Origin of the sequence: Streptomyces sp. NBC_00820, from assembly GCF_036347055.1 — a bacterium.
Lineage (GTDB): Bacteria > Actinomycetota > Actinomycetes > Streptomycetales > Streptomycetaceae > Streptomyces.
This window is the reverse complement of the sequence record NZ_CP108882.1, coordinates 1,412,559-1,425,496: the sequence shown is the minus strand read 5'-3', so window position 1 is coordinate 1,425,496 and position 12,938 is coordinate 1,412,559. Positions and strand designations below refer to the sequence as shown.

Genomic DNA, 12,938 nt, shown 5'->3' with positions numbered 1-12,938 from the left:
GTCGCCGGACACGCGTCGGGGCCGGTGCGCACCGTGGGTGTGCGGCCGGCCCCTCAGGTCACCGGGTGGCGCCGTGGGCCGCCCGGGGCTTGCTCAGGCGGCGGTCATCACGTGGTTCGCACCGAGCGGGCGGTGCGGGGCGATGACCCGGCCGTCGGGCAGAAGTTCACCCGTGTCCTCGAAGAGGAGGACGCCGTTGCACAGCAGGCTCCACCCCTGTTCCGGGTGGTGCGCCACGTGGCGGGCGGACTCCCGGTCGGCGGACTCGGCTGGCGGGCACGGTGGCTGGTGCTGGCACATGGGTGGGATCTCTCGCTCTGTTGTGGTCATGTCCGTCCCCCGTGGTGATGAGTCGGTCGGAACCCAGTGTTGCCCTCCGGGCGTCATTCCGCAGGGATTTCAGGGCACCGCTTCGTCACTGGTTGATGACGCATCACCCGGGCGGGCGGTTCAGTCCAACTGGCCTGTCCCTTTGGGTGGTTCGGAGTGGTCGGATAGGGCTAGTCCGCCCGGGGACCACGCGTGCCCCGCCTCCCTCCGCGGCCCCGGGGACCACGCGTGCCCCGCTTCTCTTCACGGCCCCGGGAACACGCGTACCCCGCCTCTTTTCACGGAAGCGGGGTACGCGTCGCGGACGAGGGGCGCGCGTGGTGCGCGGGTCGCGCATGGCGCCCGGGGGTACGCGAGGTGGGTGAGGTGCGCGGGTGTCGGTCAGGCGGGTGAGCCGAGCAGCGGCAGGCGGGTCGCCCGGTGGGTCAGCACGGGGAGCAACTCGGAGACGCGGTGCGGCCGGTGCGCGAAGATGCCCGGCGGTGCCGGGGCGAGCGGGATCAGCAGGTCGGTGTCGGCCGGGTGGCCCTCGGCGGGATCGGCGGTGGCGTCCCCGTGCAGCCACAGCGTGAGCATGTAGAGGCCGGGCACGGAGAGCAGGCGCGGCTGATAAGGCTGTTGTACGGCCTCGGCCTGCTCCAGGGCGCGCTCGGTGGACGTGATGTAAGGGCCCTCGAAGAAGTGCGAGAAGGCCCAGCCGTCGGGTGTGAGCATGGTGTCGGCGGCGGCCACCGCGCGTTCACCGCAGCGGATCAGGAAACGCCAGCCGGTCAGCCGGGTCGCGGACAGACCCTGTGGAGTGATCCGGTCCAACGTGTGTACGGCAAGCGGAAGTTCGGCGTTCACGGGTCCCTGTGCGGCTCGCAGGGACGGGGTTCGGGCCTCACGGACCGCGGTGGGGGAACCGAGGGCCGTGAGGACGGAGCGAAGTGCGGGCGCGGGGGCAGGGGGCACGTGCAGCGGCATGGTGGGTCGCCTCTCGTTCGACAGGCGCGGCGGCGCGAGGAGGGTGTGGCGGACGGCGCTGTCTGCTCACGGGTACGGCCTGGGGGGAGGGGGCCCGGTCGGTGTGCACGGGTGCGGCTGAGGCCTGCCGCCCGTCACCTTGACGGTCGGATCACGGCAGGAACACGGCAGAACCGGTACCGGGGCGCCAGCCACTTCGGCCTTGTTTCGCGAAGTTTATACGAGACGTGTTCAGACGTTGTTTCGTCTATCGGGTTCCGGTGGGCCGCGCAAGGGGCTATTCAGTCACTGTTTTGCGCGGGTCATCCCGATTTCCGGTCCACGTGACACCGCTGACCTCGAAATACGCCACCGACGCGGTCGGCCGATTGTCGTCGGCGTTTTTCACGAGGCGATCAGGGCACCCGGAGAAGTGTGATGCCGCATGCCTCGTGAATGTGCCCCTGGACACATTCCGACAATGTAGCGGGCGGTGGTGCCCGGCGGGGCGTTATCGATCGCTTCCGCTGGGCATCATCCCACCTGACCCGGGACCCGGCGGCCGGATTCCCCGGCCCGCCCAAGCGAGGAGGGACACGTCGATGGGGGAGAAGGTCGAGGCCGTGGAGTTCGACCTGTCCGATCGCCGACGGTACCGAGAAAAGCTCCAGAAGTGTCTGATGGGACTGGAGCGACTGCTGACCGAGAAGCGGTTCGACCGTGCGAAGAACCTCATGGGCCTGGAGATCGAGTTGAATCTCGCCGGCCGTGACGGGCTGCCGAAAATGCTGAACGGTCAAGTACTCGAACGCATCGCGAGTCGCGATTTCCAAACGGAACTCGCCATGTTCAATCTGGAAGTGAACATCGCCCCGCACCGCCTCGGCGGCCGGGTTTTCGACCGGCTCAGCGAGGAACTGCGCACGTCCCTCGCGTACGCCGACCGCAAGGCCGGCGAGGTGGACGCCGGAATCGTGATGATCGGCATTCTGCCCACGCTCGGCCGTGACGACCTGGTCTCCGGCAACCTCTCCGCGGTCGACCGCTACGCCCTCCTCAACGACCAGATCGTGGCCGCCCGCGGAGAGGAGTTCCGGCTCGACATCGACGGCGTCGAGCACCTGTACTGCACCTCGAAATCCATCGTCCCGGAGGCCGCCTGCACCTCCGTACAACTCCATCTCCAGGTCACACCGGCCCGGTTCGCCGACGTGTGGAACGCCGCGCAGGTGGCCTGCGCGGCACAGATCGCCGTCGGCGCCAACTCGCCGTTCCTGTTCGGGCACGAACTGTGGCGCGAGTCCCGGCCACCGCTGTTCCTCCAGGCCACCGACACCCGCCCGCCAGAACTCCAGGCCCAGGGTGTCCGGCCGCGCACCTGGTTCGGCGAGCGCTGGATCACCTCCGCGTACGAGTTGTTCGAGGAGAACCTGCGCTACTTCCCGGCGCTGCTGCCGATCTGCGACGACGAGGATCCGCTGGAGGTCCTGGACGCGGGCGGCATCCCCCGGCTCGCCGAACTCGTCCTGCACAACGGCACGGTGTACCGCTGGAACCGGCCCGTATACGACATCGCGGACGGCGTCCCGCACCTGCGCGTGGAGAACAGGGTGCTGCCGGCCGGACCCACCGTCACCGACGTGATCGCCAACGCGGCCTTCTACTACGGCCTGGTGCGCGCCCTCGCCGAGGACGCGCGCCCGGTGTGGACCCGGCTGCCGTTCGAGGCGGCCGAGGCCAACTTCGACGCGGCCTGCCGCCACGGGATCGACGCCCGGTTCGTCTGGCCCCGGCGCGGACGGTACGGCGGCACGGGTGAGGTCGACGCGGTCACCCTAGTCCGCGACGAACTGCTGCCGCTGGCCTCGGCGGGGCTGGACGCGTGGGGCGTCGAGCCGGCCGACCGCGACCTCTACCTCGGCGTCATCGAGGAGCGGTGCCGCCGCCGGGTCAACGGGGCGTCCTGGCAGGCGGCGACCTTCCACCGGGCCCTGGAACAGGGGGCGAGCCGGGAGGCCGCGCTGGCCGCGACGACGCGCCGGTACGCCGAGCTGATGCAGGCGGGCGAACCGGTGCACACCTGGCCGGTGGGATCACCGGAGGCCGTGGCCCTGGGGTGAGGGCAGCGCCCCTGGAAGTGGCAGGGGCGGGTGACACTGCGGGTGACTGACATGAACGGGTGACAGGGATGCGCGACAGGGGCGGGTGACGGGACAGAGCCTCCTGTCGGCCCGGTGCCCTGCGCCGTGCCGTGCTTCTGCGATCCTTGCGGGACGAAGGTGAGGCAGGGGCGGGTGAGCCGCCTGACAGTTGGAGTGCAGGTGGAGGCTGACCCGGTGGCCGAGTCCGTTCCGTCCGTCCCGTCCGTTCCCTCCATGGAGCGGGAGCGGATCCCCCGGCGGTGGCTGCGGGACGAGACACTGCTCGTCCTGGCGCTCTCGCTCGGCGCGAGCGGGGTGTCCGCTCTCATCAGCTTCATCGGCTCGGTCACCAAACCGGGCGGCCTGAAGGACCAGGCGGCCACCCTCAACGCCTCCGCCGCGCCCGGCCGGCCGTGGCTCGACCTCGCCTGGCAGCTCTTCGGCATCGCCACCGCGCTGGTGCCCGTCGTCCTGGTCGCCCACCTGCTGACGCGCGAGGGCGCGAGCCTGCGGACGCTGGGCTTCGACCGTACCCGACCCTGGTTCGATCTGAGCCGGGGCGCGGCGGTGGCCGCCGTGATCGGCAGCACCGGTATCGCCTTCTACCTGGCCGCCCGCAGCCTCGGCTTCAACCTCACCGTGGTGCCCGAGGCGCTGCCCGGTGTGTGGTGGAAATACCCGGTGCTGGTCCTCTCCGCGGTGCAGAACGCGGTCCTCGAAGAGGTGATCGTCGTCGGATATCTGCTGCGCAGGCTGCGGCAGTTGGGCTGGAGCCCGGTGGCCGCGCTGGCGGCCAGCGCGGTCCTGCGCGGCTCGTACCACCTCTACCAGGGCATCGGCGGCTTCGTCGGCAACATGGTCATGGGCGTGGTGTTCGTCTGGCTCTACCGCCGCTGGGGCAGGGTCGGCCCGCTGGTCGTCGCGCACTCCCTCCTGGACATCGGCGCCTTCGTCGGTTACGCCCTGCTGGCGGGCCAGGTGAGCTGGCTGCCGACGGCCTGAGGAACGGGTCCCGCCCGTCGGACGAGAAGGACGCCGACGGCCCGGGGGAGCGAGCCGTACCCGGAGCGGGCTGCGCCCGGTCAGGCGAGCAGCTCGCCCTCGATGACGGTGACCGCGCGGCCGACGAGCAGAGTGCGCTCACCGCGCAGTTCCGTGCGGACCAGGCCGGTACGGCGCGAGGCCTGCAGCCCGGTCAGGTCGTTCCGGCCGAGGCGGGCGGCCCAGTGCGGGGCCAGCGCGGTGTGGGCGCTGCCGGTGACCGGGTCCTCGTCGATACCGACGTTGGGGAAGAAACAGCGGGAGACGAAGTCGTAGCCCAGGGTGGGGTCCGCGGCCCGGGCGGTGGCGATGATGCCGCGGGACGAGTAGGCGCTCAGAGCCCGGAGGTCGGGGGCGAGGCCCAGGACGGTCTTCTCGTCGGCCAGCTCCACCAGCAGATCGCCCACGCCGGGGCCGGTGTCGTAGGCGACCACCGGTGCGGCACCCAACGCCTCGGTGACCCCGGCCGGGATCTCGACGGGGGTGAGCGGGGCGGTCGGGAAGTCCAGGGTGATCCAGCCGTCCGCACCGGGCGTGGCGACCAGGACTCCGCTGCGCGTGGCGAACCGCACCGGTCCCTCGTGGGCGCCGGTGCTCTGCAGTACGTGCGCCGTGGCGAGCGTGGCGTGCCCGCACATCGCCACCTCCGTGACGGGCGTGAACCAGCGCAGGGCCCAGTCCGCCTCGCCGCCCTCGGGCAGCCGGTGCGCGAACGCCGTCTCGGCGTGGTTGACCTCCAGGGCGACGTTCTGGAGCCAGTCCTCGTCCGGGAAGACGTCGTCCAGGAGGAGCACCCCGGCAGGGTTGCCGGCGAAGGGGCGGTCGGTGAAGGCGTCCACGATTCGTATGCGCATGAACCGACGCTAGGGCCCCGGCGGGCGCGCGGCCAAGGCCAATTCGCGAATGGCGGCCCTCTTCGCGGACGGGTCCCCGTCCTGGGAGTCGCTCAGCGCGTCCGGCCGGCGCCGCTGTGCCGGGTCGCGTGCCGGAACGGTCTGCGGGCGCGTGCCGCCGCACCGGTCCGGCTTCACCCCCTGGCGCCGGCGACCCCCGACGCGTCCATGTAGTCGCGGACCCGCGTGAGCAGTCCGTCATGGACGCGGAGTATCAGGAGGCCGGGGATGCCGAAGGAGAGGCCGGCGGCCGGAAGCGATCCCGTCACGACCTGCTCGGCGATGACGACCTCCGGATCGGCGGTCTCGTAGATCGCGATCTCCTTGATCTCCTCCACCCGAGCGGTGCCGGCGCCCCACGCCGCCCGGTATCCCGCGCGCACGGCCTCGCGCCCCTCGAAGCGCGGGGGAAAGCCGGGGAAGGCGAACGGGAACTCGTGCACCGCGTCCTCGGCGTACAGGTCGGCGAGATCGTCCGCGGACTTGTCGAGCATGGCCTGGTAGTAGCGGGCCAGTACCTCGCGAGGGCCGAGGACAGCGGGTACGGGCGTCTCCGGATCCGGCACGGGGGCACTCCCTTCACTCAACGGTTGTTGACCCACTCACCGTAAGGTCGGCCGGAAGGTTCGGTCAACGTCCGTAGAGCGAAGGGTCGTAGAGTGAACCGGTGACCACCCCTCACCAGTCCCGCGCCGACCGCCGTCGAGCCACCGAGGCGCGCATCCTCGCCAGCGCCCGGGAGTTGTTCGCCGAGAAGGGGTTCGATCGCACCACCATTCGCGCCGTCGCGGCCGCGGCGAGCGTCGACCCGGCTCTGGTCATGCAGTACTTCGGCTCGAAGCGCGAGTTGTTCTCCCAGGCCGTGCAGGCATTCCCCGCCCCGCCGACGGCCACGGACACCGACGCCCTCGTCGACCAACTGCTGGCCACGCTCGGCCTGAAGCTAGGCGGCCTTCCCGAGGGCGCGCTGGCGATGATGCGCTCCATGCTCACCGACCCGGCGGCGGCGGATCACGTACGTGTCGCCCTCGGCCGGCAGATCGACGGCCTCGGTGCCGCCCTGCCCGCCGCCGAGGACCCCGAACTGCGCGCCGCACTGGCCGTGACCGCGTTGCTGGGCGTCACCATCGGCCACCAGCTCCTCGGCCTGGCCGCTCTTCGCGACGCCCCGACCGACCACATCGCCGCCCTGCTCCGGCCGGCCATCAAGGCCCTGGCGGACCCGCCGGAGTGAAGCAGGCCGACGCCGCCGGTGGCCGGTGCGTGGAGCGGGTCCGGTCCGCGACGACGAACGGCCCCTTGGGGGCAGCGGCATGGGGTCACCCCGTGCGACCGCGCGACGCGGCAGTGGCTCTCAAGGGCCGTCGCGCCTCGTCAACGCGCATATGGATAAAGGGAGATGAGCGACGGGAATCCCTCTGTTATGGTGCGCCGATGTCATCGATCAAGCAGTTCCAAGTCACCTTCGACTGCGCGGATCCCGAGCGCGTCGCTCGATTCTGGTGCGAGGTGTTGGGGTACGTCGTACCGCCGCCGCCGAAGGGGTTTGCCACTTGGGACGATTACGACAGCTCGCGGCCGCCTGAGGACCGGGGTTCGTGGTTCGCCTGCAGTGATCCCTCGGGTGTGGGCCCGCGGCTTTACTTTCAGCGGGTTCCCGAAGGCAAGGTCGTCAAGAACCGGGTCCATCTTGACGTGCGGGTCGGCACCGGGCTCGTGGGTGAGGAGCGCCTGGCCGCGCTCGAGGCCGAGTGCGCACGTCTGGTCCCGCTCGGCGCGGTGCGCGTGCAGCTACTGCTCGACGAATACGACTCGTGCATCGTGATGCAGGACATCGAGGGCAACGAGTTCTGTCTCGACTGAGCATCCTCCGAGACGGCAAGGTGGGGAGCCGTCCTCCTGGGGCGTGCCTCAAAGGCAGCCCCAGAGGCGGGAGTCATCCCGTGAGGGCGACGTCGTGAAGTCGGGTGCTGCCGGGCGTCGCGGTGCGAACGCCGCCGGCCTTCGCACCGGACGGTTCCCACACCTCGCAGTCGTCGCGGTCGCCGGTGACCGGTGGGCCTACGGCGACGGGTCGGGTGTCAGTGCGGGTCGCTGCCTGACAGAAGCTCTTGGCCCGCGGGATAACCGAGATCGACCCGGGCGGCTCGCTCGAAGAGGAAGTCGGTCTCGATCAGCGACGCGGCCCGCGCCAGCCATTCCGGCGATTCGGAAGCGAGCAGCGGCTCCTTCGGGATACCGAACCGCGTGTACCGGTCGTCGGTCTCCTCGTCCCAGGTGAACAGGTAAGGCCCTCGGTCCAGCGTGATCGGGCAGTGCGTCTGCGGGCACTCCTCCGAATCCTCGTGGCAGATCCAGTCGAACCACTCGGGATGCCGCGCCCTCGCTTGACCGGTCGCACCGTCCATGGCCGCCACGTGGGTGTTGGCAGCGGTCGGGACAGGTCCGAAAGCGGAGTAGAACAGTCCCACCTGCCCGGACGGGTCCACGGCCCACCAATGGAACTGAAGTCCCCAGCGGGGATGCCCGAAGGTGCTCGATGTCGTCACGAGGCTCAGTCTAAGAACCGGAACATGACCTCCCGACGGTATCGGGCGACGTAGGTGCCGGCGCCCGGGGCGGGACAGCAAGCCCCGCCTTGGGAAGGGCATTGTCAGGCGATCGGTTCCGATATATCGTTGAGGTATCGCGTAATGAACGCGAGCGGTACGTGACAGGTCGACGAGGGGATGGAGTGATCGCGATGCACAGTCACGGATTCGAGCACGGGCATCACCAGGGCGGTCCGGGCCCGCACGGCCGGGGTGGGTTCGGGGGGTTCAGCGGTTTCGGTGGGTTCGAGGGGCGGCGGGCCGCCTTCGGGCCGTTCGGGCCGGGCGGTCCCGGTGGGCCGGGGTTCGGGCACGGTGGTCCGGGAGGTCCCGGGTTCGGGCCCTGGGGGCCGCGCGGGCGTGGCGGCCCGAGGGGGAGGGCGCGGCGGGGTGACGTGCGTGCCTCGATCCTGGCTCTGCTGAAGGACCGGCCCATGCACGGCTACGAGATGATCCAGGAGATCGCCGAGCGCAGCGGGGGCGCGTGGAAGCCCAGCCCCGGCTCGGTCTACCCCACCCTCCAACTGCTGGAGGACGAGGGGCTGATCGTCAGCGCGAGCGAGGGCGGCAAGAAGCTGTTCTCCCTCACCGAGAGCGGTCGCGGCGCTGCCGACGAGGGCCCCGACGCCCCCTGGGAAGAGGCCTCGCGAGGCGTCGACTGGGAGGCCCTCACGGAGATCCGCCAGGCCGGGTTCGGCCTGATGGAGGCCTTCGGTCAGGTCTGGAAGACCGGCACCAAGGAGCAGCGCGAGAAGGCGCTGGCCGTCATCAACGACGCCCGCAAGAAGCTCTACCTCATCCTCGCCGACGAGCACTGAGCCGACGTGGCCGACGGGTATTGGGCCGACGAGCGCTGAGCCGACGAGCGCCGGCGGGTCTCGCGGTCGTACGGCGACGAGGGCACCTCGCGGAACTCCGCGGGGTGCCCTCGTCGTTCGGGATCCTCCGGTGCCGGAAGGGCGAAGCGGCTTCGGGTGCCGATGAGTTCGTCACGCTCCCATCCGTCGGATCACCGCCGCGTCGAACAGGTCCCACGCGCGCGGGAAGGCGCTTTCGTCGTGGCAGTGCCAGGCCTCCCAGAACAGGTCGGCGGGCAGCGCGTCCCCGGGGGCGTACACCCGGTACACGTACTGCTTGCCGTCGACCGCCGGAAGCGCCACCAGCCAGCACTCGCACCCGTACCCGTGCTCCATATACGTGAGTGACGTACCGGCACGCAGGTGCGGTTGCGTTCAGGGCGCGGGGCGATGCCGCGCGCGCTCCGGCGGCGGAATTCGGCCTGATCTCCTCCGTGAGGATGAGATTTCGGCCAGGGATGTCCACTCCGCGTGGGACGTGAGAATGGTTCCCCTCGCGGATGCCCCGGGCCGTGGAGGCTGGTGAGGTAGGGGTGTGCAACCCCGTATAACCCGCCAGGCCGCTCATGACGAGGGCGGACCGCCCGCGGAGGACGATGCCGGGCTCAGCGCGGAGCTGGCGGCGGTGACCGCCGGTGCCCGTCGCCGGGCCCTGCGGGACGGGGACCGGCAGATCGACACCGCTCATCTGCTCCACTCGCTCCTGGAGTCCGACCCCGAGACCCGTGCCGTCGTCGGCACCCCCCAGCAACTCGCCCGCCTGCTCGGCTATCTCGTGCAGCGCAGCATCGGCTACGGGCTGCGCTGGCAGAGCGGCGTGGAGAACTCCGGCACTGCCGCCGCGCTGCCCCGCCCTGCCCGGTACGGCGGTGAGTCCAAGGACACCGGGGACTGGTCGCCCGCCGCGGCAGCCGCCATGGAGGACGCCCGGCTGCGCGCCCGGCACCGCGGCGAGCCCCGGGCCAACGGCATCGATCTGCTCGCCTCGCTCGTGGTGGATCCGGCCTCCCGAGCCGTGGAGGTGCTGGAGCGTGCCGGTATCCCCGTGCCCGGCCTGCGTGCCCGGATCGAGGCCGGCGCGGGGGAGTTCATCGAGACCGGTACGGGGGAGTTCACCTAAGCGGTGAAGTCGTCAAATCACCCGCCGTCAGGGCGGGTTCAGATTCGTACGCCTCCAGGAATCCACGAACCTGCGCGCTTCCGTGTGGGATGTTCTCGCACTGCCGACCGGGGGCGTCCGGGCACGGCCGTACTCATGGCGTCGCGCCGCCCTGCTGGACCTTGTGGACGGATTGCCGGCATCGTCGCCCATTCAGGCCGTGAGCGCGACGGACGACCTGGAGCTCGCCCAGTCCTGGTACGACTCTCTCCAGGGCGCCGGTTGTTCAGGCACAGCTGCCGTGTCTCGTAAGGGGCGTGGGAGCCAGGGGTCGAACGCGTTTGTGGGGTGCGGTGAGCTTTGTCTTGGGCCTTGTCTTGTCTGTACGGTCGAGGGCCTGCGCCCACTGCGTGACCCGGCGACCGTCCACCTCGGCGAGGATGACGAGGGCACCGGCGAAAGACGCGGCGTCAGGGCGTGTATCGGGCCGTGATCAATGAGCATCGCAGCTTCCTGGGCGGGCGACTGTTCGGGGTGCGGGGCCCGTCGATCTGTGGCTGCGCCGTGTGGGCGCGTGCGACCGGAAGCGATGCCGCAGGCAGGCGCGGCGGGGCCCGAGGGCCCCGGCTGCGTGCCCGCCGGGATGGTGTGTCAGACCATGGCGAGCCGGTCCACCAGCAGCTCCACCCTCGGCTCGGCGTCCTCTGGCGGCAGTCGTCCCGACCTGGTCAGGGTCGCCAGTCCGTGCAGGGACGCCCAGAACACCTCGGTGAACAGCCCCGGGGCGACGCCGTCCCCGGCGACCTCGTCGAGGCTCTCCAGCAGTGCGGCGAAGGCGTCCTTGAGGGGTTCCGGGGTGTCCTCCTGTGCGTACGGCAGGCCGCCGTCGAGCTGGAAGATGGCGTCGTAGACCGCCGGGTTGCGTGCGGCGAAGTCGAGGTAGGCGCGGGCGAGGGCGTACACCCGCTCGCGCGGGCCGTCTGCGGCGGCGGTCGCGGCGCGCACCGCCGCGGCTAGCTCGGCGGCGCCCTCCAGGGCGACGGCGCCGATGATCTCCCGTTTGCCGCGGAAGTGGCTGTAGAGGACGGGCTGGCTGTATTCGATGCGCTCGGCGAGCTGGCGGGTGGTGACTGCGTCCCAGCCCTGCTGCTCGGCGAGTTCGCGGGCGGTGGCCACGATGAGGCGCTCCCGGCTCGCCCGTTCGCGCTCCTTGCGTTCTTTTACCGACATGATTCGATCCTAGCACCGCTAGACAATCAAGCGGCAGCAGTACTAGCGTTGCCTCATCACCTAGCGATGCTAGACGCCAGAGGGGTAGTCATGCTCAACGCACTTGAGATCGTCACCACCGTGGTCGTCGGCGTGATGGTGGGGGTGGAGTTCTCCGTCGCCTTCGTCATGAACCGGATCTTCAACGCACTCCCGGAGGACAGTGGCCAACTCGGCCGTGCCCACGGGGGCCGGATGCTCGGCGCCGTGATGCCGTTCTGGTACATCGGATCGCTCGTCCTCGTCGCGGTCTGGGCCGTCGCCGGATGGCACCACCACGGCGCCGGCCTCGTCGTCACAGCCGGCGCGCTGCTGGTCGTCAGCGTGGTCATGTCGATCCTGCTGCTCGTCCCGATCAACAACCGGGGCAAGGCGTGGACCCCAGACAACCGGCCTGAGGACTGGAAGGAGCAGATGAACCGCTGGGACCGCTTCCACTACGTCCGCGTCGCGGTCATCATCGCCGCCTTCGCCCTGCTGGTCGCCGCCCTCACCTGAGCCACCCACCACCCACTGACCGACAGCGGAGAGGAAGTACCGAAAATGGCCAAGCTGCAGAGTCTCGACCCGCACACGCCGATGTTCGCGCAGTTCAAGGAGAAGACCGGGCCCATCGTCCTGGCCAACACCTTCTTCGTCCCGAAGGAGAGGACTGAAGCGTTCCTGGCCCTCTTTCGGAGGCAGGCCGAGTTCATGAAGGCTCAGCCGGGATTCGTCTCACTGCAGATGCACAAGGGAACGGCGGACAGTCAGCTTCTGATGAACGTCGCGGTCTGGGACTCGACCGAGGCTCTCGCCACGGCGTTCGCCAACCCGGAGTTCCAGCGCATGGCAGCCGACTTCCCCGACGACATCGTGTCGTACCCGCACATCTTCGAGCAGATCGACGGATGACACGACAGCTGTAGCAGCACGGCTGCTGTAGCCCTCGTCGCCCAGCATGGTCCGGGCGGGTGCGCGGCCGGCCCGAAATACTGTGGCCGCCGCTCCTGCCCGGTCGATCCGGAGGCGGACATCCTCCTGCGTATGCAGGCCCAGCACGAGCGCGTTGAGACCACGCTGGACGCCGCGGTCCCGGCGTGGACAGAACACCTAGGGCGCACGCCCCCGTCCGCTCTCCCCGCGCCGGTACGCGACATCTGGCACGTCATCGGTCGCCCTCGCTACGCCCGCCACATCAGCCGCGTCCGCGCCGTCTGACCAGGCCCCATACGACACACCAGGCTCCACCAGACTCGCGAAGACTCGCATGGAGAAGAACAATGTCGCTGAAGAAGATCAACACCGTCCTGGCCGCCGCCTTCATCCTCTTCATCCTCTGGTTCGGGACCGAGTTCATCCTGAGCCCGGAGACGACGGTGCCGGGCTACGGCCTGCCGAGCTGGCCGTCCGGCGACGGTGACGGCTTCCTGATCATCAAGGGAATCCGCGACGTCGTCTTGGCCCTGGTCCTGGGCATCCTGCTGGTGACGGGCCACCGCCGGGCGCTGGGCTGGGTGCTGCTGGTGGAGGCCCTCGCCGCGTACGGCGACATGAGCAACGTGCTGGCCCACCACGGCTCCGTGGCCACCGCGCTCGGCGTCCACGGCCTGACCGCGACGCTGATGGTGGTCAACGGCCTGCTGATGATGCGCGAGACCCGCAGGGTCGCGGCCGTTCCGGCGACGCCCGCCCCGCAGCCCGCCTGAACCCATCGGTCCAAGGTGGCCCGACCCCGGCCGGGCCACCTTGGCGCGCGCCGGTATTCGCGTGTCAGCGTCCGCCGGGAAAGG

General features: G+C 70.3%; 17 protein-coding genes. 10 read left to right on the top strand and 7 right to left on the bottom strand.

The features are described 5' to 3' along the window. Positions 1–93: 93 nt before the first annotated feature. Both OIB37_RS06595 and OIB37_RS06590 read right to left on the bottom strand, forming a co-directional pair. Positions 94–300, bottom strand: coding sequence for a DUF5999 family protein (locus OIB37_RS06595; protein WP_330461779.1), 207 nt, complete (start codon positions 298–300; stop codon positions 94–96). A 411-nt stretch (positions 301–711) separates the two neighbouring features. Further along, positions 712–1,296, bottom strand: coding sequence for a hypothetical protein (locus tag OIB37_RS06590; RefSeq protein ID WP_330456585.1), 585 nt, complete (start codon positions 1,294–1,296; stop codon positions 712–714). 581 nt (positions 1,297–1,877) lie between these two features. Here OIB37_RS06590 and OIB37_RS06585 point away from each other — a divergent pair. After that, a complete protein-coding gene (locus OIB37_RS06585) occupies positions 1,878–3,395 on the top strand; it encodes a glutamate--cysteine ligase (protein ID WP_330456584.1) in 1,518 nt (505 codons plus the stop codon). Positions 3,396–3,590: 195 nt separating this feature from the next. Continuing rightward, entirely contained in the window at positions 3,591–4,418 is an 828-nt protein-coding gene (locus OIB37_RS06580; RefSeq protein WP_443058121.1) for a CPBP family intramembrane glutamic endopeptidase, read from the top strand. An 80-nt stretch (positions 4,419–4,498) separates the two neighbouring features. Here the strand turns inward: OIB37_RS06580 and OIB37_RS06575 are convergent, their stop codons facing one another. Both OIB37_RS06575 and OIB37_RS06570 read right to left on the bottom strand, forming a co-directional pair. Continuing rightward, positions 4,499–5,311: a PhzF family phenazine biosynthesis protein gene (locus tag OIB37_RS06575; RefSeq protein WP_330456583.1), complete on the bottom strand. Its 813-nt coding sequence runs from the start codon at positions 5,309–5,311 to the stop codon at positions 4,499–4,501. Positions 5,312–5,484: 173 nt separating this feature from the next. Beyond that, positions 5,485–5,916: a nuclear transport factor 2 family protein gene (locus OIB37_RS06570; protein ID WP_330456582.1), complete on the bottom strand. Its 432-nt coding sequence runs from the start codon at positions 5,914–5,916 to the stop codon at positions 5,485–5,487. 101 nt (positions 5,917–6,017) lie between these two features. Between OIB37_RS06570 and OIB37_RS06565 the strand changes: the two genes are divergently transcribed. Beyond that, positions 6,018–6,584 carry a TetR/AcrR family transcriptional regulator gene (locus OIB37_RS06565; protein ID WP_330456581.1) on the top strand — a complete coding sequence of 189 codons (567 nt, stop codon included), beginning with the start codon at positions 6,018–6,020 and terminating at the stop codon, positions 6,582–6,584. 200 nt (positions 6,585–6,784) lie between these two features. Continuing rightward, positions 6,785–7,213, top strand: coding sequence for a VOC family protein (locus OIB37_RS06560; RefSeq protein ID WP_330456580.1), 429 nt, complete (start codon positions 6,785–6,787; stop codon positions 7,211–7,213). Between the two features lie 218 nt (positions 7,214–7,431). Here OIB37_RS06560 and OIB37_RS06555 read toward each other — a convergent pair whose 3' ends face one another. Continuing rightward, positions 7,432–7,899, bottom strand: a complete 468-nt coding sequence (locus OIB37_RS06555) for a hypothetical protein (RefSeq protein WP_330456579.1) — start codon at positions 7,897–7,899, stop codon at positions 7,432–7,434. 194 nt (positions 7,900–8,093) lie between these two features. On the opposite strand from OIB37_RS06555, the gene OIB37_RS06550 reads away from it, so the two are divergent. Continuing rightward, positions 8,094–8,759, top strand: a complete 666-nt coding sequence (locus OIB37_RS06550; protein ID WP_330456578.1) for a PadR family transcriptional regulator — start codon at positions 8,094–8,096, stop codon at positions 8,757–8,759. 171 nt (positions 8,760–8,930) lie between these two features. Here OIB37_RS06550 and OIB37_RS06545 read toward each other — a convergent pair whose 3' ends face one another. Next, positions 8,931–9,134 carry a hypothetical protein gene (locus tag OIB37_RS06545; protein WP_330462096.1) on the bottom strand — a complete coding sequence of 68 codons (204 nt, stop codon included), beginning with the start codon at positions 9,132–9,134 and terminating at the stop codon, positions 8,931–8,933. A gap of 199 nt (positions 9,135–9,333) precedes the next feature. Between OIB37_RS06545 and OIB37_RS06540 the strand changes: the two genes are divergently transcribed. After that, the gene (locus OIB37_RS06540) at positions 9,334–9,918 is read left to right on the top strand and encodes a Clp protease N-terminal domain-containing protein (protein ID WP_330456577.1); all 585 of its coding nucleotides are present in this window, start codon (positions 9,334–9,336) and stop codon (positions 9,916–9,918) included. Positions 9,919–10,548: 630 nt separating this feature from the next. On the opposite strand, the gene OIB37_RS06535 is transcribed toward OIB37_RS06540, so the two are convergent. Continuing rightward, entirely contained in the window at positions 10,549–11,127 is a 579-nt protein-coding gene (locus OIB37_RS06535; protein WP_330456576.1) for a TetR/AcrR family transcriptional regulator, read from the bottom strand. A 90-nt stretch (positions 11,128–11,217) separates the two neighbouring features. On the opposite strand from OIB37_RS06535, the gene OIB37_RS06530 reads away from it, so the two are divergent. The 4 genes from OIB37_RS06530 (at position 11,218) to OIB37_RS06515 (ending at position 12,854) form a co-directional block, all read left to right on the top strand. Then, positions 11,218–11,664 carry a DUF1772 domain-containing protein gene (locus OIB37_RS06530; RefSeq protein WP_330456575.1) on the top strand — a complete coding sequence of 149 codons (447 nt, stop codon included), beginning with the start codon at positions 11,218–11,220 and terminating at the stop codon, positions 11,662–11,664. Between the two features lie 45 nt (positions 11,665–11,709). Then, positions 11,710–12,060 (top strand): antibiotic biosynthesis monooxygenase family protein, encoded by a 351-nt coding sequence (locus tag OIB37_RS06525; RefSeq protein WP_330456574.1) that lies wholly within the window; start codon positions 11,710–11,712, stop codon positions 12,058–12,060. A gap of 132 nt (positions 12,061–12,192) precedes the next feature. After that, positions 12,193–12,366, top strand: coding sequence for a hypothetical protein (locus OIB37_RS06520; RefSeq protein WP_330456573.1), 174 nt, complete (start codon positions 12,193–12,195; stop codon positions 12,364–12,366). A gap of 62 nt (positions 12,367–12,428) precedes the next feature. Next, positions 12,429–12,854: a DUF4267 domain-containing protein gene (locus tag OIB37_RS06515; protein WP_330456572.1), complete on the top strand. Its 426-nt coding sequence runs from the start codon at positions 12,429–12,431 to the stop codon at positions 12,852–12,854. Positions 12,855–12,938 lie beyond the last annotated feature (84 nt).